Below are 23,707 nucleotides of genomic sequence, written 5' to 3'. Positions count from 1 at the left end.
TGAGTGGAATGTTCATTTCTAAGTTCTGAACAGGCAAACGATGCTAAAAGGTGGTGGAGCCAAGCGGGATCGAACCGCTGACCTCCTGCGTGCAAGGCAGGCGCTCTCCCAGCTGAGCTATGGCCCCGTGTGTCGTAGCGTCTAGCCGCACCATGAAATGGTAGGTCTGGGCAGATTTGAACTGCCGACCTCACCCTTATCAGGGGTGCGCTCTAACCAACTGAGCTACAGACCTATAACAGGGTCGCGTTACAGCATCGTCTTCGTACAATGAATCAAGCAATTCGTGTGGGAGCTCATCAGCAGGCTGATGTCGTCGATTAAGGAGGTGATCCAGCCGCAGGTTCCCCTACGGCTACCTTGTTACGACTTCACCCCAGTCATGAATCACACCGTGGTAACCGTCCTCCCGAAGGTTAGACTAGCTACTTCTGGTGCAACCCACTCCCATGGTGTGACGGGCGGTGTGTACAAGGCCCGGGAACGTATTCACCGTGACATTCTGATTCACGATTACTAGCGATTCCGACTTCACGCAGTCGAGTTGCAGACTGCGATCCGGACTACGATCGGTTTTGTGAGATTAGCTCCACCTCGCGGCTTGGCAACCCTCTGTACCGACCATTGTAGCACGTGTGTAGCCCAGGCCGTAAGGGCCATGATGACTTGACGTCATCCCCACCTTCCTCCGGTTTGTCACCGGCAGTCTCCTTAGAGTGCCCACCATGATGTGCTGGTAACTAAGGACAAGGGTTGCGCTCGTTACGGGACTTAACCCAACATCTCACGACACGAGCTGACGACAGCCATGCAGCACCTGTGTCAGAGTTCCCGAAGGCACCAATCCATCTCTGGAAAGTTCTCTGCATGTCAAGGCCTGGTAAGGTTCTTCGCGTTGCTTCGAATTAAACCACATGCTCCACCGCTTGTGCGGGCCCCCGTCAATTCATTTGAGTTTTAACCTTGCGGCCGTACTCCCCAGGCGGTCAACTTAATGCGTTAGCTGCGCCACTAAAATCTCAAGGATTCCAACGGCTAGTTGACATCGTTTACGGCGTGGACTACCAGGGTATCTAATCCTGTTTGCTCCCCACGCTTTCGCACCTCAGTGTCAGTATCAGTCCAGGTGGTCGCCTTCGCCACTGGTGTTCCTTCCTATATCTACGCATTTCACCGCTACACAGGAAATTCCACCACCCTCTACCATACTCTAGCTTGCCAGTTTTGGATGCAGTTCCCAGGTTGAGCCCGGGGATTTCACATCCAACTTAACAAACCACCTACGCGCGCTTTACGCCCAGTAATTCCGATTAACGCTTGCACCCTCTGTATTACCGCGGCTGCTGGCACAGAGTTAGCCGGTGCTTATTCTGTCGGTAACGTCAAAACAACCAGGTATTCGCTGACTGCCCTTCCTCCCAACTTAAAGTGCTTTACAATCCGAAGACCTTCTTCACACACGCGGCATGGCTGGATCAGGCTTTCGCCCATTGTCCAATATTCCCCACTGCTGCCTCCCGTAGGAGTCTGGACCGTGTCTCAGTTCCAGTGTGACTGATCATCCTCTCAGACCAGTTACGGATCGTCGCCTTGGTGAGCCATTACCTCACCAACAAGCTAATCCGACCTAGGCTCATCTGATAGCGCAAGGCCCGAAGGTCCCCTGCTTTCTCCCGTAGGACGTATGCGGTATTAGCGTTCCTTTCGAAACGTTGTCCCCCACTACCAGGCAGATTCCTAGGCATTACTCACCCGTCCGCCGCTGAATCGAAGAGCAAGCTCTTCTCATCCGCTCGACTTGCATGTGTTAGGCCTGCCGCCAGCGTTCAATCTGAGCCATGATCAAACTCTTCAGTTCAATACTGCTTGGGTTTTTAAGAAACCCTAAACTTGGCTCAGCAATCTCAAATGACTATGTGATTTCTCGCATGGTCACTTGTGATGCTGATAATCTTGGTGACTATCAGTCCGTACTCACAAGCACCCACACGAATTGCTTGATTCAAATTGTTAAAGAGCGGTTGGTTGAGCCTTTCGTCTCAACCGAGGCGCGCATTCTACGCTGTCCTCAGTGTCTGTCAAGTGTTTATTTTGAAGTGTTTTGCGAGAATCTCGTTCAACTTCAACCACTTGGCTCGCTGCGATCTCTCGTAGCGGGAGGCGAATCATACAGCGTTACAACCTGCTGTCAACTGCCTTTTTCACCGCTGCCGATCAGAAGATCGAAGCGCTTCCAGCCTTCAGAAAACGTTCAACTCATTGAATCTCAAGGAGTTTTCCGCTCCGTTTGCCCCGGAATTGGTGCGCAGTATAAAGAGATCTGAGGAAGCGTCAAGGGCTTATTTCAAAATAGTTTTCGCATGCCCTTAAATGCATAAAGGAGGCTTCGCCTCCTTTATGCAATCACTGCAAACCAAGGTGCTTCTATTTAAGGACGATCCGCGCGAATGCTTTTTTACCCGCTTGGCAAACATGGGTAGAGCCCTGAGCGAACACGAAGCTGCGATCGACAACCTCGCCGTCGACCTTCACGGTACCTGCCGCTAGCAGATCACGTGCCGCCGCCGAGTTCTTCACCAGCCCTGCTTTATTAAGGACGGCGGCAATAGGCATGTCTTCGCCCACTTCCAGCACCACTTCCGGCAGATCTTCCGGCAGCTCACCATCCTTCATACGATTGCCGGCCGCACGATGCGCATTGGCGGCAGCTTCTTCTCCATGGAAGCGAGCGACGATTTCCTCGGCCAGCTTGATCTTCACGTCACGCGGGTTGGCGCCCGCCTCCACGTCGGCCCGCAACCGCTCGATCTCTTCCATGCTGCGGAAGCTGAGCAGCTCGAAGTATCGCCACATCAGAGTGTCGGGAATCGACACCAGCTTGCTGTACATCACACCCGGCGCTTCCTGGATGCCCACGTAGTTGCCAAGCGACTTGGACATCTTCTTCACGCCGTCCAGCCCTTCGAGCAATGGCAGGGTCACCACGCTCTGAGCCTCCTGCCCGTACGCGCGCTGCAACTCGCGCCCCATCAGCAGATTGAATTTCTGGTCGGTGCCACCCAGCTCAACGTCGGCCTTCAATGCAACCGAGTCGTAGCCCTGCACCAGGGGGTACAGGAACTCATGGATGGCGATCGGCTGATTGCTGGTATAACGCTTGTCGAAATCGTCGCGCTCGAGCATGCGCGCCACGGTGTACTGCGAAGCCAGGCGGATGAAGTCGGCCGGCGTCAGCTTGTCCATCCACGTGGAGTTGAAGGCCACCTCGGTCTTGGCAGGGTCGAGGATCTTGAACACCTGCTGCTTATAGGTTTCGGCATTGTCCAGCACCTGCTCACGCGTGAGCGGCGGGCGCGTCGCGCTCTTGCCACTTGGATCGCCGATCATGCCGGTGAAGTCACCGATCAGGAAAATGACCTGATGGCCCAATTCCTGGAACTGGCGAAGCTTGTTGATCAAGACCGTATGGCCAAGGTGCAGATCGGGCGCGGTGGGATCGAACCCCGCCTTGATACGCAGAGGCTCGCCCCGCTTGAGCTTCTCGACCAGCTCAGATTCGACCAGTACCTCTTCCGTACCACGCTTGATAAGCGCCAGCTGCTCTTCCACCGACTTCATAAACAGATCCGCAAGGCTCAGGGTTCAAAGGGAGCCAACCATACAAGATCGGCCGTCAAATACAAGTTTTGCAAAATCTTGTGACTTAGTGAACGTCCCGTAGCGTCTACGCGCCCTTGCGCGCAGATGAATTTGGTTATATTTTATACAGTTATTTCATCTTCATAATGTCATTCATCTTTTCCTTTTCACCTTTTTTCAAAGCACCCTTATGACCAAAAACAATCCAAAGGCGCCTCGGCTGTATCCAAAGATTCACCTACTCGCCGCCAGCGGCCTTGCCGCGCTCCTGAGTCTCGCTCTGCTGGTATTCCCTTCCAGCGAAGTGGAAGCCAAGCGAACCACCCTCAACCTCGAGCTGGACAACCCTACCGACGCACTCAAGGACAGCGCCACCGACACCCCGATAGCGCAAACCGAGCAAACCACCAGCTCGCCATTCGCACAAATCGACACCCCTGCCCAGGCGCAGACCAAACAGGCCGCGCAACCTGCCGTCGAGAAGAAACCAGCCCTGCCGGGCCACCGCGAAGTGGCAGTCACCAAGGGCGACACCCTGTCCACGTTGTTCGCCAAGGTCGGCCTGCCCGCAAACGCCGTGCATGACCTGCTGGCCAGCAACAAACAGGCGAAACAGTTCAGCCAACTCAAACACGGGCAAATCCTGCAGTTCGAACTGGACAAGGACGGCCAGCTGGTCAGCTTGCACAGCAAGGTCAGCAACCTGGAAAGCATTCGCCTCACCCGCTCGGACAAGGGCTACAGCTTCAGCCGTGAAATCAGCAAGCCAGTCATGCGTACCGCCTACGCCCACGGCGTGATCAAAAGCTCGCTCGCCGCCTCGGCCCAACGCGCCGGGCTGTCGCACAACATGACCATGGACATGGCGCGCGTGCTGGGCTACGACATCGACTTTGCTCAGGACATCCGCCAGGGAGACGAATTCGACGTGGTCTACGAGCAGAAGGTCATGGACGGTAAGGTCGTCGGTACCGGCAACATCCTCTCGGCGCGCTTCACCAACCGCGGCAAGACCTACACCGCCGTGCGCTACACCAACAAACAAGGCAACACCAGCTATTACACCGCCGATGGCAACAGCCTGCGCAAGGCCTTCATCCGTACGCCGGTCGACTTCGCCCGCATCAGCTCGCGCTTCTCGGCAGGCCGCAAGCACCCGATCCTGAACAAGATCCGCGCTCACAAAGGCGTCGACTATGCCGCGCCACGCGGTACGCCGATCAAGGCGGCTGGCGATGGCAAGGTCGTACTGGCTGGTCGTCGCGGCGGTTACGGCAACACCATCATCCTTGCCCATGGCAACAAGTACCAAACCCTCTACGGCCACATGCAGGGCTTCGCCAAGGGTGTGAAAACCGGCGGTACGGTCAAGCAGGGTCAGGTCATCGGCTACATTGGCACCACCGGTCTCTCCACCGGCCCGCATCTGCACTATGAGTTCCAGGTCAACGGCGTGCACGTCGACCCGCTCAGCCAGAAAGTGCCGATGTCGGAGCCCATCGCCAAGGCCGAACGCCAGCGCTTCCTGCAGCAGAGCCAACCTCTGATCGCTCGCATGGATCAGGAAAAAGCCACCATGCTCGCCTCGAACAAGCGCTGACCCATGGCGCGCTATATAGGTGTGATGTCTGGTACCAGCCTGGATGGGCTGGACATCGCCTTGATCGAGCAGGACGAGCAGCCCCGGCTGCTCGCCACGCACTATCTGCCCATGCCTGCAGATCTTCGCAGTGACCTGTTGCAGCTGTGCGCCAGCGGCCCAGATGAAATCGCCCGTTCGGCCTTGGCGGAAAATCGCTGGGCACGTCTGGCCGCCGAAGGCATAGCCCAATTGCTGGCGGCGCAACAGCTGGCGCCTGCGGCAATTACGGCCATCGGCAGCCACGGTCAGACCGTACGTCACGAGCCTGCCCGTGGCTTCACCGTGCAGATCGGCAACCCGGCGCTGCTGGCCGAGCTCAGCGGCATCAGCGTGGTCGCCGACTTCAGGCGGCGCGACGTGGCGGCGGGCGGGCAAGGCGCGCCGCTCGTACCAGCCTTCCATGAAACGCTGTTCGGCCATCTCGGTGAACGACTTGCCGTACTCAACGTGGGCGGTTTCAGCAACGTCACCCTGCTCGCCCAAGACCAGCCGGTCAAAGGTTTCGATTGCGGGCCGGGCAACGTCTTGCTCGACGCCTGGATTCAACGCAAGCGCGGCGCCAGCTACGATGCCGACGGCGCTTGGGCAGCTTCCGGCCGCGTGGACCAGACCTTGCTGGACTCGCTGCTGGCGGACCCTTTCTTCGCAGGTGCCGGCCCCAAGAGCACAGGTCGCGAAGTGTTCAACCTGGCGTGGCTCGACCGCCATCTGAGTGCCTTGCCAAGCTTGTCGGACGAAACCGTCCAGGCCACGCTGCTCGAACTCACCGCCCGCAGCATTTGCGAAGCGCTGGACACCGCACAGCCCGGCACGCAGAAACTATTGGTCTGTGGGGGCGGTGCGCGCAACGGCGCGCTGATGCGTAGATTGGCAGCGTTGCAACCTTCGGCCCAAGTGCACAGCACCGAAGCCTACGGCGTGCACCCGGATTGGGTGGAAGCCATGGCTTTCGCCTGGCTGGCGCATTGCTGCCTGCAAGGCCTGCCCGGCAACCGCCCTAGCGTGACGGCGGCCAAAGGCTTGAGGGTGCTGGGCGCCATCTACCCCGCCTGAGGCGTACACCGAAAATGAAAACGCCGCGCAAATGCGCGGCGTTTTCGTATCGGCCAGTGCTTCAGATGGAGAACGACGAACCGCAGCCACAGGTAGTAGTCGCATTGGGGTTCTTGATCACGAAGCGCGAACCCTCCAGCCCCTCCTGATAGTCGACCTCGGCACCTGCCAGATACTGGAAGCTCATGGAATCGACTACCAGCGACACGCCCTCACGCTCGACGATGGTGTCGTCTTCGGCCACGTCCTCATCGAACGTGAACCCGTACTGAAAGCCCGAGCAACCACCGCCCGTGACGAACACGCGCAGCTTCAGCCGATCATTGCCCTCTTCGCTGACCAGGGTCTTCACCTTGTGCGCAGCACCATGGGTGAATTCCAGACCCGTAGGAGTGAAGGTTTCGACGCTCATGTAGATTCTCCCGGCAGGACGCCGTAACAAAACTCGATGGCGCGTATTATCCGCTTCTCCGAGAAAATTGGTCAACAATTGTCCTGACGGGGGCGCAATATCCTGTCCTTCGTCCAGCCTGCACGGGGCAGGCCGGGCGCTCGGATCGGTTACGGCAGCATGCCGGCATGGCTCAAGCCCAGGCGCTCGTCCAGCCCGAAGAGGATGTTGAGGTTCTGCACGGCTTGACCGGAAGCGCCTTTGACCAGGTTGTCGATCACCGACAGCACCACGGCCAAGTCGCCGCCCTGAGGACGGTGCACGGCGATGCGGCAGACGTTGGCACCGCGCACGCTACGGGTTTCGGGGTGGCTACCGGCCGGCATGACGTCGACGAACGGCTCGTCGGCATAGCGTTTCTCGTACAGTGCCTGCAGATCGACCGAGGTATCCAGCAGTGTGGCGTAGAGCGTTGAGTGGATGCCGCGGATCATGGGCGTCAAGTGCGGTACGAACGTCAGCCCGACGTCGCCACCCGCCGCCAGGCGCAGACCTTGGCTGATTTCCGGCAAATGGCGATGGCCTTTGACCGCATAAGCCTTCATGTTCTCGCCTGCCTCGGAGAACAGCGAACCGACCGCCGCGCCGCGTCCGGCCCCGCTGACACCCGACTTGCAATCGGCGATCAGACGCTTGGCATCGACCACACCGGCTTCGAGCAGAGGCAGAAAACCTAGTTGCGTGGCGGTTGGGTAGCAGCCCGGCACCGCGATCAAACGTGCCTGGCGGATTTTTTCGCGGTTGACTTCCGGCAGGCCGTACACGGCATCGGTGAGCAGCTGCGGAGCGCCATGGGGTTGGCCGTACCATTTGGCCCACTCGACGGGATCTTGCAAACGGAAGTCGGCCGACAGGTCGATGATCTTGGTGCCGGCGGCCAGCAGCTCGCCGGCCAAGGCGTGAGCGACCCCATGGGGGGTGGCGAAGAAGACCACGTCGCAGGCGCCCAATGTCTGGCTGTCAGGCACGGTGAATCGCAGCTCGTCGTAGTGGCCGCGCAGGTTCGGATACATGTCGGCCACCGACGTGCCCGCTTCCGATCGCGAGGTGATGACAACCACCTCGGCTTGCGGGTGTTGCGCCAGCAGACGCAGCAGTTCGACACCGGTGTAACCCGTGCCGCCGACGATACCGACCTTGATCATGACGCTTGCCCCTTATCAACGAAGCCACTGGAAAGCCTTCGATGATAGGGGTCACACACGCCTGCCACAACACTCGATTAACGCTTGGCGATACAGGGCTACTACTATCTGCGCACCGTGAAAACCTGAAGGAAGCCTTCCCATGCTGTATCTCTGGATCAAAGCGCTGCACATCGTCAGCGTGGTCTGCTGGTTCGCCGGCCTGTTCTACCTGCCCCGGTTGTTCGTGTACCACGCGCAAAGCACCGACAGCATCAGCCACGACCGCTTCGTCACCATGGAGCGCAAGCTCTACCGCGGCATCATGAACCCGGCGATGATCGCGACTTTCGTCTTCGGTATCTGGATGCTCTACCTCACGCCAGGCTGGCTCGGCCAGGGCTGGATGCACGCCAAACTGACCCTGGTGCTGCTGTTGACCGGCTACCACCATGTCTGCGGTGCGCAGCGCAAACGTTTCGCCGCCGGCACCAACACGCGCACGCATGTCTTCTACCGTTGGTTCAACGAAGTGCCGGTACTGTTGCTGCTGCTCATCGTCGCGCTGGTGGTGGTCAAACCGTTTTGACCGGCTTTGGCGAAACAGGCCGTGGCACTGCGGGGGGCACGCTGTACACTAGCGCCCCCTAGCCGCCCCAGGAGCGCTGCATGACCCGTTACGCCATGATCACCGGAGCGTCCAGCGGCCTTGGCCTGGCGCTGGCGGAAGCCTTGGCGCGGCGTGGGCGCAATCTGATCCTGGTGGCGCGGCAGCGCGAGCCGCTCGAAGCGGTCGCCCTCGAGCTCACCCAACGCTTCGGTGTGGAAGTTCTGTTCCGGGCCTGCGACTTGAGCCAGCCGCTGCGTCTTTCCGGATTCGTATTGGAACTGGAAGAGGGCGAGCGGCGCATCGACCTGCTGGTCAATTGCGCCGGGCTGCGCACCTACGGCCCGTTCCTCGCGCATGAGTGGGCCGACGAGCAGGATCTGCTGGAGGTCAACGTGCTGGCCCTAAGCCGCCTGTGCCACGCGGTGGGCAACCTGATGGCCGTGCATGGCGGCGGGCAGATTCTCAATGTCGCCGGCTTGGCCGGGATCGCCCCAGGCCCGTGGATGGCCGCCTATGCAGCGAGCAAAGCCTACGTGATGAGCTTCACCGAAGCGTTGCGCGAGGAGCTCAAACGCACGGGCATCAAAGTTTCGCTGCTGTGCCCCGGGCCGGTGCGTTCGGCGCAGCGGCCTATCGAACGCCTCGAAGGCAGCACACGCTGCCTTTCCCCCGAAGAAGTGGCCTTGTTCACCGTGCGTGCCTTGGACAAGAACCACGCGTTGATCATGCCCGGACGCCGCAACCGCTGGCTGGCCTTCATGCCGCGCCTGTTGCCGCGTTGGCTGACGCGCAAGCTGGCCGGCATGCTGCACCGGCGCTACTGCCCTTCCGGTCTGCGTTAGCCGATTGCAGGAGTGATGGGCGGCAGGCGTCTGGCTGGGTACACTCCCCCGCCAACCCCACCATCATGGAGCAGCGTCGTGGACACGATTTTCACCAAGATCATCAACCGGGAAATTCCGGCCAGGATCATCTACGAAGATGATCAGGTGCTGGCTTTTCACGACATCGACCCCAAGGCCCCGGTGCATTTTCTGGTCATCCCGAAAAAGCCCATTCGCACCCTCAACGACCTGACCGAAGAGGACAAGGGGCTGGCCGGGCATATTCTGTTCACCGCCCAGCGCCTGGCCATCGAGCTGGGTTGCGAGGAAGGTTTCCGCGTGGTGATGAACTGCAACGAACTGGGTGGCCAGACCGTCTACCACATCCACTTGCATGTGCTGGGTCAGCGCCAGATGAATTGGCCCCCAGGCTGAGGCCGACAAGGCGAGCGTCAGGGAGATGACCCTGGGCAATCGCCTTTCCCACGTTTGAGGTAGACTGTTGGGCACACTTTTGCGGAGGTGCCCGATGGCTACCGAACGTCACTACTCGCCGCTCGACCGCTTGTTGCTGCAGGCCGACACGGCCATGCGTACTTTGCTACCCTTCAGCGGCCAACCTTCCCGCCCGTCGCCGGCGATCGTGCAACCGAACGTCGAGCTCGACGACCGTCAAAGCCGCCACATCGCCGGGCTGATGCGCATCAACCACACCGGTGAAGTCTGCGCCCAGGCCCTCTATCAAGGTCAGGCCCTGACCGCCAAGCTGCCGCAGGTGCGACGCGCCATGGAGCATGCGGCCGAGGAAGAGATCGACCACCTGGCCTGGTGCGAGCAGCGCATCCGCCAGCTGAACAGCCACCCCAGTGTGCTCAACCCGTTGTTCTACGGCATGTCGTTCGGTATCGGTGCCTTCGCCGGGCTGGTCAGCGACAAGGTCAGCCTGGGCTTCGTCGCGGCCACCGAGCGGCAGGTCTGCAAGCACCTGGACGAGCACTTGCAGCAACTCCCTGTCGAAGACGCCAAATCCCGTGCCATTCTCGAGCAGATGCGCTCGGACGAGGAACACCACGCCGAAGCTGCTTTGGATGCCGGCGGTTACCGCTTCCCGGCGCCGGTGCGCTTGGGCATGAGCCTGCTGGCCAAGGTCATGACCAAGAGCACTTACCGGATCTGACGGCTACCGCAGGGGGCCACGCCATGCAGCAGCGCTTCGATGCCGATGACCTGGCCCGCGCGGTCGAGGCCGGGGTTCTCCAGCCCGGCCAGGACCAGGCCTTGTTGACCTTCCTGAACGCACAGGGCGGCACTGCTCGACCGAGCTTTCAGTCGGCTCACGCGGCCTTCTATGGTGGAGCGGTGCTGATCATGGCGGCCATGGGCTGGCTGCTCACCGTCGCCTGGATGAGCATCGGTGATGGCGCGCTCCTGGCGATCAGCTCTCTTTACGTCGTTTCGCTCACCGCTCTCGCCTTGGCCTTGCAGCGCCAAGACCAGTCAATCGCCGCAGGCGCCCTGGCCGCCGTAGCGGTCAGCATCGTGCCTTTAGCAGTGTTCGCTTTGCAGCGAGTCACCGGATTCTGGCCGTTCACCGAAGGGATGGCAGCCTATCCCGACTACTACCGCTACGTGCGCGGCCAATGGCTGCTGATGGAAGCCAGCACGGTGGTCGCAGGCCTGTTGATGTTGCGCGCGGTGCCCTTCCCATTCATCGTGATGCCCATGGCGCTGGCGTTGTGGTTCATGTCCATGGACCTCAGCGCCTACCTGTACAGCCCTGAACTGGACTGGACGCAACGCAATGAGGTTTCGCTCTGGTTCGGGCTGGCATTGTTGCTGGTGTCGGTGCTGGTCGATGGAAGAACCCGTGACGACTATGCCCATTGGAGCTACCTGGCAGGCCTGCTGGCCTTCTGGGGCGGACTGACCGCACTGGACAGCGGCTCCGAGCTGAGCAAGTTCGGCTACTGCCTGATCAACCTGGTGCTGATGGCGCTGGCACTGCTGCTGCGTCGGCCGGTTTTCATGACCTTCGGCGCCTTGGGCGTAGCGCTGTATCTGGGTTACCTGGCCCATGACGTGTTCGCCGACTCGCTGCTGTTCCCTCTGGTGCTGACGCTGCTCGGCCTGGGCGTGATTGCGGGTGGCCTTGCCTATCAGAAGCGTCGCGAGCGGCTCACCGAACAGCTGCGCGATCGCTTGCCAGGCTGGGTGCAACAGGCTCTTCCCGCGCTGCGGCGCTGAGGGCAGGTCGAAGGCGTGGCCGCATAAGCCACGCCTTCAAGCGGAGCTCAGCCCAGTTCGACGATTTCGTAGTCGTGGGTAATTTCCACACCAGCACGGTCCAGCATGATCGACGCCGAGCAGTACTTTTCTGCCGACAGCTCGACCGCACGCTTGACCTGCGCTTCTTTCAGCCCGCGCCCCTTGACCACGAAACGCAGATGAATCTTGGTGAAGACCTTAGGGTCCTCGTCGGCGCGTTCGGCTTCGAGAAACGCTTCGCAGCTTTCCACCGCCTGGCGCGACTTCTTCAAGATGCTCACCACGTCGAAGCTGCTACAGCCCCCCAGGCCCAGCAACAGCATTTCCATGGGACGTACGCCCAAATTACGGCCACCGGCCTCGGGTGGGCCGTCCATGACCACTACGTGGCCACTGCCCGATTCGCCGAGGAACATGGCGTCACCGGCCCATTGGATGCGTGCCTTCATCTGTGAAACTCCAGGAAGCTTGGAAAAAGGCTGCCAGCTTAGACCTTGTCCGGGCAACGGAAAAGCGATGTGGGGATTTCTGGCGTTGCTGTAGGAAGTGTCTGATAATCTGGCGCCAAATCACCGGCACATGCCAGTAATCCTTTTTTCTTTCCCCCTTTGCTTCACCGAACAGGATTTCGTGATGGTCGCGTCCGCGCTTTCCGCCAAGATCAAGAACATCGACAAACTGCTGGTGCACTGCCAGCGCCGCCGTTATCCGGCCAAGAGCAACATCATCTGCGCGGGTGACACGGCAGACTCGTTGGCTTACATCGTCAAGGGTTCGGTCACGGTCCTGATCGAAGACGAAGAAGGACGGGAGATGATCATTGCCTACCTCAACAGCGGCGATTTTTTCGGGGAGCTGGGCCTGTTCGAAAGCACCGGCCAGTCGCGCCAGCGCAGCGCGTGGGTACGGGCCAAAAGCGAGTGTGAGGTGGCGGAAATCAGCTACGAGCGTTTTCGCGAGCTGGCGCGTCAGGAACCGGACATTCTTTACGCGCTTGGCGGGCAAATCGCCCAACGACTGCGCGACACTACGCGCAAGGTCGGCGACCTGGCCTTTTTCGATGTTACCGGACGCGTGGCCCGCTGCCTGCTGGACCTGTGCAAGCAACCCGATGCCATGACCCATCCCGACGGCATGCAGATCAAGATCACCCGTCAGGAAATCGGTCGCATCGTCGGTTGTTCACGGGAAATGGTCGGTCGCGTGCTCAAAGACCTGGAAGAACGCAACCTGGTCAGCGTCAAGGGCAAGACCATGGTGGTCTACGGCACCCGCTAGTCCCGGGGAATGGCCGCGAGCAACTGCGCGTAGGTCTGCGCCAGCGGTTCGAACACAGGAAGGTGTGGCACTACTTCGCGCAGGGCGATGTGGCTGTCGGCGCGGCAACGTTGGTCGAGCTGGCACGCGATGTTGAAACGGTTGACCGCAGCGACCATCGATTCACGCTCGTTTTCCAGCAGCAACGCGCCATGAACCAACACCACCGGACGCTTGCCGCCCAAGCCCTGGCGCCAGCGCTGGGCGGTGCCGACCAGTTTGCGGCCGTTGAGGTTGACGTTGTAGCGGCCGTCGCAGAAGGCGCCGGCGATCTCGCCCAGCGACGCCTCCCCACCCCAGGCGCGCAGCGCCTGGCACAGAGGTTCGCACAACCGCTGGTAGGCCAACTCGATACGCCCATGGTCGCCCTCGCTACGCGGCGCGGCGTAGACCAATGCGATGTTTACCGTGGCGCTCGATTGCGGCACCGGTTCGCCGCCGGTTTCACGCAACAGCACGGGCCAGCCGCTGGCGGCCGACGCGGCACTGGCGTCGGTGAAACCGGGCAGCCGGCTCATGCGCCGGGGCATGACCAATGCGCGGTCGGTGGGCTGCCAGAACAGCAACGCCGTTTCCTGCTCGCCGCGGCAGACTGCCGCCAGGAGATCCTGCTCGGCCTGGAGGCCTTGCTCGACGGCAAACGCCATCACGGGGTGGGCCATGTCGCGCTCGCCGTCAGCCATCGTCGGTGATCAGTCCAGGGCCTGGGTGCTCTGCACCGGGCGGCCGGGGAAGAACAGGCGTTGCAGTTCCAGCCCCGGTTGCTCGGCGCGCATAAAGGCCTCACCGACCAGGAAGCCATACACCTCGTTGATTTCCATCAATTCGACATCGGCGCGGTTGAGGATGCCGCTCTCGGTGATGGCCAGGCGATCGCGAGGAATGCGCGGCAGCAGTTCGAGGGTGGTCTCGAGGCTGACCTCGAAGGTATGCAGGTTACGGTTGTTGACCCCCACCAGCGGGGTATCGAGCAGGGTCAGGGCGCGCTCCAGTTCGGCGTTGTCGTGCACTTCCACGAGCACGTCTAGCCCGACGTCCTTGGCCGTGGCGGCCAGTTCGACCATGCGCGCATCGTCCAATGCGGCGACGATCAGCAGCACGCAGTCGGCGCCGAGCGCGCGGGCTTCGACGATCTGATAAGGGTCGACCATGAAGTCCTTGCGGATCACCGGCAGGCCGCATGCCGCGCGGGCCTGTTGCAGGTAAGCGTCGGCGCCCTGGAAGTAGTCGATGTCGGTCAGCACCGACAGGCACGTGGCGCCGCCCTTCTCATAGCTGGCGGCGATCTCTGCGGGCACGAAATGCTCGCGGATCACACCTTTGCTTGGCGAGGCCTTCTTGATCTCGGCAATGACCGCCGGCTGCTTGCGCTTGGCCTGCTCGATCAGCGCCTGGGCGAAACCGCGCGGCGCATCGGCCGCCTTGGCCAGCTCCAACTGTTGCGCCAGGCTGACGCGCGCGCTGCGCTCGGCCACTTCCTCGACCTTGCGGGCGATGATCTTTTCCAACACCGTGGGTAGGCTCATGCTTGGTTCTCCACCTTGAATACCGCCGTAAACGCGCCGAGTTCCTGCATCTTCTCCCAGGCCAGCCCCGTGTACAGCACATCGTGCGCCATCTCGACGCCGGTCTTGAGACTCGGCGCATGGTCGGCGGCGTACAGCGCGGCGCCGGCGTTGAGGGCGATCATTTCCGCCGCCTTCTGCGCGCTCTCGCTCTTGCGCCGCCCCAGGGCGTCGCGGATCAGCGCCAGCGAGGCCGCCGGGGTGTCGACAGCCAGGCCATGCAGGCTCTGGCTCTGGATGCCGAGGTCTTCAGGTTCGACCCAGTACTCGCTGATTTCACCGCGCTTCAATTCGGCGACGAAGGTCGGCGCGGCCAAGCTGAACTCGTCGAGGCCATCCTTGGAATGCACCACCAGCACATGGGTGCTGCCCAAGCGCTGCAGCACTTCGGCCAGCGGACGGCACAGCTGCTGGTTGAACACTCCGACCACCTGATGCTTGACGCCAGCCGGATTCGTAAGCGGGCCGAGCATGTTGAACAACGTGCGCAGGCCCAAGTCACGACGTGGACCGGCGGCATGCCTCATCGCCGAGTGATGGCTCTGGGCGAACATGAAGCCGATGCCCAGGCTGTCGATGCAGCGCGCCACCTGGACCGGGGTCAGGTCGAGGTAGATGCCGGCCGCCTCCAACAGGTCGGCGCTGCCGCTCTTGCCCGACACGGCGCGGTTGCCGTGTTTGGCGACCGTGCAACCGGCCGCGGCCAGGACGAACGCCGAGGCGGTGGAGACATTGAAGATGTTCGCGCCGTCGCCACCGGTGCCGACGATGTCGACCACGCCATCGAGGGTCTTGAGTTCGACCTTGCTGGCCAGCTCGCGCATCACCGTCACGGCACCGACGATCTCGTCGATGCTTTCGCTTTTCATGCGCATGCCCATCATGAAGGCACTGATCTGCGCCTCGTTGCACTGCCCGGTCATGATCTGGCGCATGACGTCGCTCATTTCCGCAGTGCTCAGGTCCAGGTGGCTGGCGATACGATTCAACGCGGTTTTGATGTCCATGCTCACTGGGTTGTCCTTAACGGCGGCCGCCGGTCTGCTTGAGGAAGTTGGCGAACAGTTCGTGACCCTGCTCGGTCAGGATCGACTCGGGATGGAACTGTACACCTTCGATGTTCAGGGTCTTGTGACGCAGGCCCATGATTTCATCGATCGAGCCGTCCTCCAGCGCCGTCCAGGCCGTCACTTCCAGGCAGTCGGGCAGGGTGTTGCGCTTGACCACCAGCGAGTGGTAGCGGGTCACGGTGAGAGGGTTGTTGAGACCGGCGAACACGCCCTGGTCGTGGTGATGCACCGGGCTGGTCTTGCCGTGCATGACCTGGCGCGCGCGCACTACATCGCCGCCGAAGGCCTGGCCGATGGACTGGTGACCCAGGCACACGCCCAGAATCGGCAGCTTGCCGGCAAAATGCAGGATGGCTTCGATGGAAACCCCGGCCTCGCTGGGCGTGCACGGTCCTGGCGAGACGACGATGCGTTCGGGGGCGAGCGCCTCGATCTGGGCCAGGGTCATTTCGTCGTTGCGAATGACCTTGACCTCGGCACCGAGTTCGCCCAGGTATTGGACGACGTTGTAGGTAAAGGAGTCGTAGTTGTCGATCATCAGTAACATCGGGCTGAACCTCTTGATTCCACTGACTTTGGATATGTGCTTCGAGATCGGGCACAGCCGCAGGCCATTTGCCTGGGCAGTGATCGACACATCGGAGAAGCAATCGGAAACGGGCCGGGCGAACCGGCAGGGGATAGAGTCAGGCGCGCCAACGCCAACGGGCGTGGGCCTTGATAACGCGCATCAAGAGTTTGCTGACGATCAACACGGGATAGGTCTCGCTCATTCGAGATCGCACAGTAGCCTACCGGCGGAGCGGGCGCAACAAGGCCGCAACGCCTGGTAAACGAAGTGTTGAATTACCCCGATGTGCGGATTTGCTATGTTCGACCGGCTCGATCCAATAACAACAACGAAGCGGAATCCACACATGCGCAAACCTCCTTTCCTGCGAACGCTGCTGGGCCTGTTGGTGCTGGCCGGCAGTCAGGCCATGGCGGCACCCACCCCCTACTCCACGTTGATGGTCTTCGGCGACAGCCTGAGCGACGCCGGGCAGTTTCCCGACACGACCGGACAAGCGACCGGCCTGCGCTTCACCAACCGCGAAGCCAGCGGTGCCTACGCGCCCGTGTCGCCGATGATCCTCGGCAGCAAGCTGGGCATTGGCGCCAGCGAACTCGGCCCCTCCACATCGCTGTACAACAAGATCAATCGGCTGCCGGACGGCAACAACTGGGCCGTAGGCGGCTACACCACCCAGCAGGTGCTCGACTCGATCACCGACACCTCGGAACTGGTGATTCCGCCTGGCAAAGACTTCGCCGGCCTGGTGCTGCGCGAGCGCCCCGGCTACCTGGCCAACGGCCTGCGCGCCGATCCGAACGCGCTGTACTACCTCACCGGCGGTGGCAACGACTTCCTGCAAGGCCTGGTCACCAGCCCCGCCGGCGCCGCGGCGGCCGGCACACGCCTGGCGGCCAGCGCCCAAGCGCTGCAACAAGGCGGCGCCCGCTACATGATGGTGTGGCTGCTGCCCGATCTGGGGCAAACGCCGAACTATGCCGGTACGCCGATGCAAGGCCCGCTGTCGCAGTTGTCCGGGGTGTTCAACCAAGCGTTGGTAGCGCAATTGCGGCAGATCGATGCCGAGATCATCCCGCTGAACGTCCCTGCCCTGCTCAAGGAAGCGCTCGCCAATCCCGGCGAGTTCGGCCTGGCGACAGACCAGAACCTGATCGCCACCTGCTACAGCGGCGACGGCTGCACACAAAACCCGCGTTACGGCATAGACGGCACCACACCCGACCCGACCCGACCAAGCTGCTGTTCAACGATTCGGTCCACCCCACCATCGCCGGCCAACAGTTGATCGCCGACTACGGTTACTCGATTCTCGCCGCCCCATGGGAACTCACCCTGTTGCCGGAAATGGCCCACGCCGGTATCCGCGCCCAGCAAGACGAGCTGCGCGCGCAATGGCAGACGCCCTGGCAGGGCATCGGCCAATGGCAGGCCATCGTCGCCACCGGTGCGCAGGATCTGGACTTCGACGGCCAGCGCAGCGCCGCCAAAGGCGATGGCCGTGGTTACAACCTGACCGTGGGCGGCAGCTATCGCCTGAACGAGACTTGGCGCGTGGGCCTGGCCGGTGGCGTGTACCGGCAGAAGCTGGAAGCCGGCGCCCAAGACTCGACCTATCGCCTGGACAGCTACCTGGCCAGCGCCTTCGCCGAGTTTCGCCAGAACCGCTGGTGGGCCGATGCCGCCTTGACCGCCGGGCATCTGGACTATGGCGACCTCAAACGTACCTTCGCCTTGGGCGTGAACGAACGCAGCGAGAAAAGTGACACCGATGGCGAGGCTTGGGCGGTGACCGGTCGGGTGGGCTTCGACCTGGCACCGGTCGAAAGCCGCTGGCAGCTGTCGCCGTTCCTGAGCGCCGACTACGCACGGGTCAAGGTCGATGGCTATGAGGAGCGCAGCCAACGTGCCACGGCCCTCGGCGTAGACGACCAGGAACGCACTTCGCGCCGCCTCGGCGCGGGCTTGCGCGGCAGCCTGCAAGTGGCGCCGACCACCCGGCTGTTCGCCGAAGTGGCCCGCGAGCACGAATTCGAGAACGACCAGCAGGACGTGACGCTGCACCTGGCCAGCCTGCCCGGCAATGACTTCACCCTGACCGGCTACCGCCCGGACAGCAACCTGACCCGCGCCAGCTTGGGGCTAAGCCAGGCCCTGACACCGGGCCTGACCCTGCGCGGCAACTACGATTGGCGCAAGAGCGATGCCGTGACGCAACAAGGGGTGGGCCTGGCGCTGAGCTTGGACTTCTGACACCCCGCCACAACGAAAGACGGCGCTCATCGTGAGCGCCGTCTTTTCATCCCGAACGGGTCAGACGTTAGGCGTCTGCTCGGCAAGAGCCACGGCGCGGAACATCGCCCGACGCTTATTCAGCGTTTCTTCCCACTCCAACGCCGGCACCGAGTCGGCGACGATGCCGCCACCGGCCTGCACGTGCAGCTCGCCGTTCTTGATCACCGCCGTGCGGATGGCGATGGCCGTGTCCATGTTGCCGTTCCAGGCGAAATAGCCCACCGCCCCGCCGTACACGCCGCGCTTGACCGGCTCCAGCTCGTCGATGATCTCCATGGCGCGGATCTTCGGCGCTCCCGACAAGGTACCGGCCGGCAGGATCGCACGCAGGGCGTCCATCGCCGTCAAGCCCTCGCGCAGGCGACCGGTGACGTTGGACACGATGTGCATCACGTTGGAATAGCGCTCGATCACCATCTTCTCGGTCAGGCGCACGCTGCCGGTGGCCGAAACCCGGCCCACGTCGTTGCGGCCCAGGTCGATCAGCATCAGGTGCTCGGCGATTTCCTTGTGATCCGACAGCAGGTCGTCTTCCAGGGCGCGGTCGGCTTCTTCGTTGGCACCGCGCGGGCGCGTGCCGGCGATGGGGCGCACGGTGACCAGTTCGTCTTCGACCCGCACCAGCACTTCCGGCGAGCTGCCCACCACGTGGAAGTCGCCGAAGTTGAAGAAATACATGTAGGGCGTCGGGTTGAAGCAGCGCAGCGCGCGGTACAGGTCGATGGGCGCGGCCTGGAAGTCGATCGACATGCGCTGCGATGGCACCACCTGCATGCAGTCGCCAGCGAGGATGTACTGCTTGATGGTATCGACTGCGCGCTCGTAGTCACCTTGGGTGAAGCTGGAACGGAACTGCGGATCGGCGGCCGGCAAGGCCGAGAGGTCCAGGCCGCGGCGCGGCGCGATCGACTCGCGCAGCGTGGCCAGCAAGGCTTGCAGGCGGGCCTGGCCGAGGTCGTAGGCCTGTTCGTCGGCCGGGTCCACCAGCACGATGGCGTGCATCTTGCCAGCCAGGTTGTCGAACACCACCACTGCGTCCGACACCATCAGCAGGATGTCGGGCACCCCCAGTGGGTCGGGATTGGGGCAGGCGCCCAAGCGTTTTTCCACATAGCGCACGCAGTCGTAGCCGAAGTAGCCGACCAGGCCGCCATTGAAGCGTGGCAGACCGGCAATGTCGGCGACCTGGTAGCGGTCCTTGAAGGTTTCGACGAAGGCCAGCGGGTCTTCGACCTCATGCTGTTCCACCTCGACGCCGTCTTCCAGAATGCTCACCCGATAGCCGTGCACGCGCAGCACGGTGCGCGACGGCAGGCCGATCATGGAGTAACGGCCCCACTTCTCGCCACCTTGGACAGATTCAAGCAGGTAGGTGTTGGGTTGGTCGGCGAGCTTGAGATAGATCGACAGCGGCGTATCGAAGTCGGCCAGGGTTTCGCAGGCCAGGGGAATGCGGTTGTAGCCGGCAGCGGCCAGGCGCAGGAAGTCTTCGCGGGTCATGGGTAGCCTCAAGGGGGCGGACAGCAATGGATGAAGGCGAACGGGCGGGCCGACAGGTGTCGGCGGGGGCGTCAGGCGCGCCAGCGCCAGCGGGCCAGGGCCTTGATGACTTTCATCCAGAATTTGCCGGTGACCACCACGGGAGGCTCTCTGTGCTTGGACGGTTTGAGGTCGGGCAACGTTATCCCAGTGGCTGTGACGACGCAACCGGGGATCAGGAGGCGCAGGTCGTCGAGCACCAGGCTCGGCGCTTCTTCGCTGATCGGGCGGCCATGGTTGTACCCGTAGGTGAGCGCCGCGCAGGGGACGTTCGCGGCCTTGGCGGCCTGCACGTCGCTGCGCGAGTCACCGACGAACAACGCCTGCTGCGGGCTGACGCCGGCCATCTGCATGACGAACAGCAGTGCGGCCGGATCGGGCTTCTTCTGCGGCAGGGTATCGCCGCCGATGATCCACTTGAAGAATTCGCCCAGCTTCATCTGGTCGAGCAGCGGCGCCACGAAACGCTCGGGCTTGTTGGTGATCAACGCCATCGGCACGTCGTGGGCGCGCAGCCAGCGCAGGGTATCGCGCACGCCGGGGTAGACCTGCGTCAGCGCATGGCTGCGGGCGTAGGCCTCCATGAACAGCGCCAGACCCCGCTCGGCCAGCTCGTCGTCGACCGAGGCGTGCTCGATGCTGCCGGCCAGCGCCCGGCGCACCAGTATCGGGGCGCCGTTGCCGACCCACTGGCGGACCGATTCGAGGCCCGCCGGCGGGCGGCCCAGTTCGAGCAGCATGTGGTCCACGGCGCTGGCCAGGTCCGGTACCGAGTCGACCAGGGTGCCGTCGAGGTCGAACATCACCAGCCGGGGCAGCGTGCCTGGGAACAGCTGCTCGAAGCCGCTCATGGGCGCGCCAGGGCCAGTTCGGCGCGCATCTTGTCGATCACTTCGCGGTAGTCGGGGGCGTTGAAGATGGCCGACCCGGCGACGAAGGTGTCGGCGCCGGCGGCGGCGATTTCACGGATGTTGTTGACGTTGACGCCGCCGTCGATCTCCAGGCGGATGTCGCGCCCGCTGGCGTCGATCAAGGCACGCGCCTCGCGCAGCTTGTCGAGGGTGCCGGGAATGAATTTCTGCCCGCCGAAGCCTGGGTTGACGCTCATCAGCAGGACCATGTCGATCTTGTCCATCACGTACTTGAGCGCGTCCAGGCTGGTGGCCGGGTTGAATACCAGGCCGGCCTTGCAGCCGCCGTCCTTGATCAACTGCAGGGAACGGTCGATGTGCTGGGTGGCTTCGGGGTGAAAGGTGATGAAGGTGGCGCCGGCCTCGATGAAGTCGCCGATGATGCGGTCGACCGGGCTGACCATCAGGTGCACGTCGATCGGCGCGGTGACGCCATGCTTGCGCAGGGCCGAGCAGACCATCGGGCCGATGGTGAGATTGGGGACGTAGTGGTTGTCCATCACATCGAAGTGGACGATGTCGGCGCCGCTGGCCAGTACGTTGTCGACTTCCTCGCCCAGACGAGCGAAATCGGCGGAAAGGATGGAGGGGGCAATAGCGTAGGGCTGCATGGCGCACCTGTTGGTGGAATCACGGTGGCGCGCATTGTAACTCAGGGAAATGCTTCGGCGCTGATTGGTATCAATCCGCATCGGCCGAGGCAATTGGGAGCAGGCAAGCGCCAGCTCCCTTGTAGATGTGGTCAGCCCGGCTGTTGGGTGCGTAGCTTCTCGCTACGCCCGCGCAGCCATTCCAGGGTCAGCAAGAGCACCACCGAAAAGGCGATCAGCAAGGTCGCTGCCGCGGCGATGGTGGGGCTGAGGTTCTCGCGGATGCCGCTGAACATCTGCCGAGGCAAGGTCGCCTGCTCGGGGCCGGCGAGGAACAGGGTCACCACCACTTCGTCGAACGAGGTGGCGAAGGCGAACAGCGCCCCGGAAATCACCCCCGGCGCGATCAGCGGCAGGGTCACCCGGCGGAACGCGGTCAGCGGCGAGGCACCGAGGCTGGCCGCAGCGCGCACCAGGTTGTGGTTGAAACCCTGCAACGTGGCCGACACGGTGATGATCACGAACGGCACACCGAGCACCGCATGCACCAGGATCAGCGACAGGAAGCTGTTGCCCAGCCCGAGCGGGGCGAAGAACAGGTAGCTGGCCACGCCGATGATCACCACCGGCACCACCATCGGCGAAATCACCAGGGCCATCACCAGCGACTTGCCGGGGAAATCGCCACGGGTCAGGCCGATCGCCGCCAGAGTGCCGAAGACCATGGCCAGTACCGTGGCCGCCGGCGCGACGATGACGCTGTTCTTCAAGGCGCGCATCCACTCGGCCGAGCCGAAGAAGTCCTGGTACCACTGCAACGAGAAACCTTGCAGCGGGTACACCAGGAAGCTGCCGCTGTTGAACGACAGCGGCACGATCACCAGCACCGGCAACACCAGGAACAACAGGACCAGGCCGCAGAGAATGCGCAGGCCGTAGAACCACGCCCGCTCCACGGGCGACATGTAAGGGCTCAGCATGACGAACGCTCCTCAGCTCAGGCGCAGGCGGCTGGCGCCGACCAGCCAGCTATAGATCAGGTACAGCAGCACGGTGGCCAGCAACAGCAGGCCGCCCAGCGCGGTCGCCATGCCCCAGTTGATGCTGGTGTTGGTGTAGAAGGCCACGAAGTAGCTGACCATCTGGTCGTTGGGGCTGCCGAGCAGCGCCGGGGTGATGTAGTAGCCGATGGCCAGGATGAACACCAGCAGGCAGCCGGCGCCGACCCCGGCATAGGTCTGCGGGAAGTACACGCGCCAGAAACTGGCGAACGGGTGGCAACCCAGGGAAATGGCCGCACGCATGTAGCTCGGCGAAATACCCTTCATCACGCTGTACAGCGGCAGGATCATGAACGGCAACAGGATGTGCACCATCGAGATGTACACCCCGGTGCGGTTGAACACCAACTCCAACGGCTGGTCGATGATGCCCAGCGCCATCAGCGCGCTGTTGATCAGGCCGCCCGATTGCAGCAATACGATCCACGCGGCGACGCGCACCAGAATCGAGGTCCAGAACGGCAGCAGCACCAGGATCATCAGCAGGTTGCTCTGCCGCGTCGGCAGGTTGGCCAGCAGGTACGCCAATGGGTAGGCCAGCAGCAGGCAGATGCCGGTGATCACCACGCCCATCCACAGGGTGCGGGCGAAGATATCCAGGTAGATGGCTTGGTCGGGCGAAGTCTTGGCCAGCTCGCCCAGGTCGTCGATACGGTGGTCGACCGAGGCCAGCAGATAGAACGAGGTCACGCTGCTGGTGTTGCGGCGGATCGCCTGCCAGTAGGCGGGGTCGCCCCAGCGCTCGTCGATGCCCTGCAAGGCTTCTTTATAGGAGGTGGGCTCGCTCTTGAGCGGCAACGCACGCGCGGTCTTGGCCAGCAGGCTGCGGTAGCCGGCCAGCTCCATGTTCAGGCGCTTGGACAGGTCGCCCAAGGTCTGGTTCTTGCGCGCTTCGGCCAGGTCCTGGCTGAGGGCGCGGTAGACGTCTTCGCCCGGCAGGCTGGCGCCGTCCCACTGCTCGATGGCCTGCACCGTGCGCGGCAGACCGCCAACCACTTCCGGGTTGCCGACGCTCTTGTACAGCAGTGCCGCGATGGGCACCAGGAACACCAGCAGGAGGAACAGCGCCAGCGGTGCGATCAACACCTGCGCCTTCCAGCGGTTGACCCGCTCGGCATGCTTCAGGCGCTGCTTGAGGTTGGGACCTGCGCCTTCATTGAGGGGCACTGCAATGGCCATG

Annotated in this window: 22 protein-coding genes, 2 tRNA genes, 1 rRNA gene and 1 pseudogene; 10 read left to right on the top strand and 16 right to left on the bottom strand. The window is 62.4% G+C overall.

Translation table 11 applies throughout. From position 1 onward, the window contains the following. Window positions 1–51 precede the first annotated feature (51 nt). From ACSMEV_RS05260 to tyrS, 4 genes are all read right to left on the bottom strand, one after another. Window positions 52–127: transfer RNA gene (locus ACSMEV_RS05260), tRNA-Ala, on the bottom strand. A gap of 31 nt (window positions 128–158) precedes the next feature. After that, window positions 159–235, bottom strand: a tRNA-Ile gene (locus ACSMEV_RS05255). Between the two features lie 86 nt (window positions 236–321). Next, window positions 322–1,858 (bottom strand): 16S ribosomal RNA (locus ACSMEV_RS05250). A 566-nt stretch (window positions 1,859–2,424) separates the two neighbouring features. After that, window positions 2,425–3,618 carry a tyrosine--tRNA ligase gene (gene tyrS, locus ACSMEV_RS05245; RefSeq protein WP_459207542.1) on the bottom strand — a complete coding sequence of 398 codons (1,194 nt, stop codon included), beginning with the start codon at window positions 3,616–3,618 and terminating at the stop codon, window positions 2,425–2,427. Window positions 3,619–3,829: 211 nt separating this feature from the next. Here tyrS and ACSMEV_RS05240 point away from each other — a divergent pair, with 211 nt between their 5' ends. Beyond that, the gene (locus ACSMEV_RS05240; RefSeq protein WP_459207541.1) at window positions 3,830–5,239 is read left to right on the top strand and encodes a peptidoglycan DD-metalloendopeptidase family protein; all 1,410 of its coding nucleotides are present in this window, start codon (window positions 3,830–3,832) and stop codon (window positions 5,237–5,239) included. 3 nt (window positions 5,240–5,242) lie between these two features. After that, window positions 5,243–6,334, top strand: a complete 1,092-nt coding sequence (locus ACSMEV_RS05235; RefSeq protein WP_459207540.1) for an anhydro-N-acetylmuramic acid kinase — start codon at window positions 5,243–5,245, stop codon at window positions 6,332–6,334. Between the two features lie 61 nt (window positions 6,335–6,395). On the opposite strand, the gene erpA is transcribed toward ACSMEV_RS05235, so the two are convergent. After that, window positions 6,396–6,746, bottom strand: coding sequence for an iron-sulfur cluster insertion protein ErpA (gene erpA, locus ACSMEV_RS05230; RefSeq protein WP_296269039.1), 351 nt, complete (start codon window positions 6,744–6,746; stop codon window positions 6,396–6,398). A gap of 149 nt (window positions 6,747–6,895) precedes the next feature. Beyond that, window positions 6,896–7,930: an N-acetyl-gamma-glutamyl-phosphate reductase gene (gene argC, locus ACSMEV_RS05225; RefSeq protein WP_459207539.1), complete on the bottom strand. Its 1,035-nt coding sequence runs from the start codon at window positions 7,928–7,930 to the stop codon at window positions 6,896–6,898. Window positions 7,931–8,075: 145 nt separating this feature from the next. Between argC and hemJ the strand changes: the two genes are divergently transcribed. The 5 genes from hemJ (at window position 8,076) to ACSMEV_RS05200 (ending at window position 11,587) form a co-directional block, all read left to right on the top strand. Further along, window positions 8,076–8,498, top strand: coding sequence for a protoporphyrinogen oxidase HemJ (gene hemJ, locus ACSMEV_RS05220; RefSeq protein WP_459208292.1), 423 nt, complete (start codon window positions 8,076–8,078; stop codon window positions 8,496–8,498). Window positions 8,499–8,578: 80 nt separating this feature from the next. Then, the gene (locus ACSMEV_RS05215) at window positions 8,579–9,361 is read left to right on the top strand and encodes an SDR family NAD(P)-dependent oxidoreductase (protein ID WP_459207538.1); all 783 of its coding nucleotides are present in this window, start codon (window positions 8,579–8,581) and stop codon (window positions 9,359–9,361) included. Between the two features lie 78 nt (window positions 9,362–9,439). Then, window positions 9,440–9,778, top strand: a complete 339-nt coding sequence (locus tag ACSMEV_RS05210; protein WP_313740977.1) for a histidine triad nucleotide-binding protein — start codon at window positions 9,440–9,442, stop codon at window positions 9,776–9,778. A gap of 94 nt (window positions 9,779–9,872) precedes the next feature. After that, window positions 9,873–10,520, top strand: coding sequence for a 2-polyprenyl-3-methyl-6-methoxy-1,4-benzoquinone monooxygenase (coq7, locus tag ACSMEV_RS05205; protein WP_459207537.1), 648 nt, complete (start codon window positions 9,873–9,875; stop codon window positions 10,518–10,520). 23 nt (window positions 10,521–10,543) lie between these two features. Next, complete coding sequence (locus ACSMEV_RS05200; RefSeq protein ID WP_459207536.1) at window positions 10,544–11,587, top strand: DUF2157 domain-containing protein; 1,044 nt, start codon at window positions 10,544–10,546, stop codon at window positions 11,585–11,587. 47 nt (window positions 11,588–11,634) lie between these two features. On the opposite strand, the gene ACSMEV_RS05195 is transcribed toward ACSMEV_RS05200, so the two are convergent. After that, window positions 11,635–12,057 (bottom strand): OsmC family protein, encoded by a 423-nt coding sequence (locus ACSMEV_RS05195; RefSeq protein ID WP_459207535.1) that lies wholly within the window; start codon window positions 12,055–12,057, stop codon window positions 11,635–11,637. Window positions 12,058–12,241: 184 nt separating this feature from the next. On the opposite strand from ACSMEV_RS05195, the gene crp reads away from it, so the two are divergent. Continuing rightward, on the top strand, window positions 12,242–12,886 hold the full coding sequence (crp, locus tag ACSMEV_RS05190) for a cAMP-activated global transcriptional regulator CRP (protein WP_459207534.1): 645 nt from the start codon (window positions 12,242–12,244) through the stop codon (window positions 12,884–12,886). Here the strand turns inward: crp and ACSMEV_RS05185 are convergent. Genes ACSMEV_RS05185 through ACSMEV_RS05170 form a run of 4 tightly spaced genes read right to left on the bottom strand, consistent with a single transcriptional unit; the run spans window position 12,883 to window position 16,107 of the window. Next, complete coding sequence (locus ACSMEV_RS05185; protein ID WP_459207533.1) at window positions 12,883–13,587, bottom strand: lipoate--protein ligase family protein; 705 nt, start codon at window positions 13,585–13,587, stop codon at window positions 12,883–12,885. The two genes, crp and ACSMEV_RS05185, sit on opposite strands and share 4 nt — an antisense overlap. A gap of 30 nt (window positions 13,588–13,617) precedes the next feature. Beyond that, window positions 13,618–14,451: an indole-3-glycerol phosphate synthase TrpC gene (trpC, locus tag ACSMEV_RS05180; RefSeq protein ID WP_459207532.1), complete on the bottom strand. Its 834-nt coding sequence runs from the start codon at window positions 14,449–14,451 to the stop codon at window positions 13,618–13,620. Further along, window positions 14,448–15,497 carry an anthranilate phosphoribosyltransferase gene (gene trpD, locus ACSMEV_RS05175; protein WP_459207531.1) on the bottom strand — a complete coding sequence of 350 codons (1,050 nt, stop codon included), beginning with the start codon at window positions 15,495–15,497 and terminating at the stop codon, window positions 14,448–14,450. Before trpD ends, trpC begins: the two co-directional genes overlap by 4 nt. A 16-nt stretch (window positions 15,498–15,513) precedes the next feature. Then, the gene (locus tag ACSMEV_RS05170; protein WP_459207530.1) at window positions 15,514–16,107 is read right to left on the bottom strand and encodes an aminodeoxychorismate/anthranilate synthase component II; all 594 of its coding nucleotides are present in this window, start codon (window positions 16,105–16,107) and stop codon (window positions 15,514–15,516) included. Between ACSMEV_RS05170 and ACSMEV_RS05165 the strand changes: the two genes are divergently transcribed. Both ACSMEV_RS05165 and estP read left to right on the top strand, forming a co-directional pair. Beyond that, entirely contained in the window at window positions 16,088–16,393 is a 306-nt protein-coding gene (locus ACSMEV_RS05165; RefSeq protein ID WP_459208395.1) for a hypothetical protein, read from the top strand. The genes ACSMEV_RS05170 and ACSMEV_RS05165 overlap by 20 nt on opposite strands. Window positions 16,394–16,477: 84 nt before the next feature. After that, a pseudogene (gene estP / locus ACSMEV_RS05160) lies at window positions 16,478–18,384 on the top strand (esterase EstP). Window positions 18,385–18,444: 60 nt separating this feature from the next. Here estP and trpE read toward each other — a convergent pair. From trpE to ACSMEV_RS05135, 5 genes are all read right to left on the bottom strand, one after another. Next, a complete protein-coding gene (gene trpE / locus ACSMEV_RS05155) occupies window positions 18,445–19,926 on the bottom strand; it encodes an anthranilate synthase component I (RefSeq protein ID WP_459207529.1) in 1,482 nt (493 codons plus the stop codon). 71 nt (window positions 19,927–19,997) lie between these two features. After that, window positions 19,998–20,816, bottom strand: coding sequence for a phosphoglycolate phosphatase (locus ACSMEV_RS05150; RefSeq protein WP_459207528.1), 819 nt, complete (start codon window positions 20,814–20,816; stop codon window positions 19,998–20,000). Beyond that, window positions 20,813–21,487 (bottom strand): ribulose-phosphate 3-epimerase, encoded by a 675-nt coding sequence (gene rpe / locus ACSMEV_RS05145; protein ID WP_296269054.1) that lies wholly within the window; start codon window positions 21,485–21,487, stop codon window positions 20,813–20,815. Before rpe ends, ACSMEV_RS05150 begins: the two co-directional genes overlap by 4 nt. A 131-nt stretch (window positions 21,488–21,618) precedes the next feature. Then, entirely contained in the window at window positions 21,619–22,446 is an 828-nt protein-coding gene (locus ACSMEV_RS05140) for an ABC transporter permease (protein ID WP_296269055.1), read from the bottom strand. Window positions 22,447–22,458: 12 nt separating this feature from the next. After that, the gene (locus tag ACSMEV_RS05135; protein ID WP_459207527.1) at window positions 22,459–23,706 is read right to left on the bottom strand and encodes an ABC transporter permease; all 1,248 of its coding nucleotides are present in this window, start codon (window positions 23,704–23,706) and stop codon (window positions 22,459–22,461) included. Window position 23,707 lies beyond the last annotated feature (1 nt).

Source organism: Pseudomonas sp. MLB6B (assembly GCF_054508135.1).
This window is presented reverse-complemented; position numbering and strand designations above follow the sequence as displayed.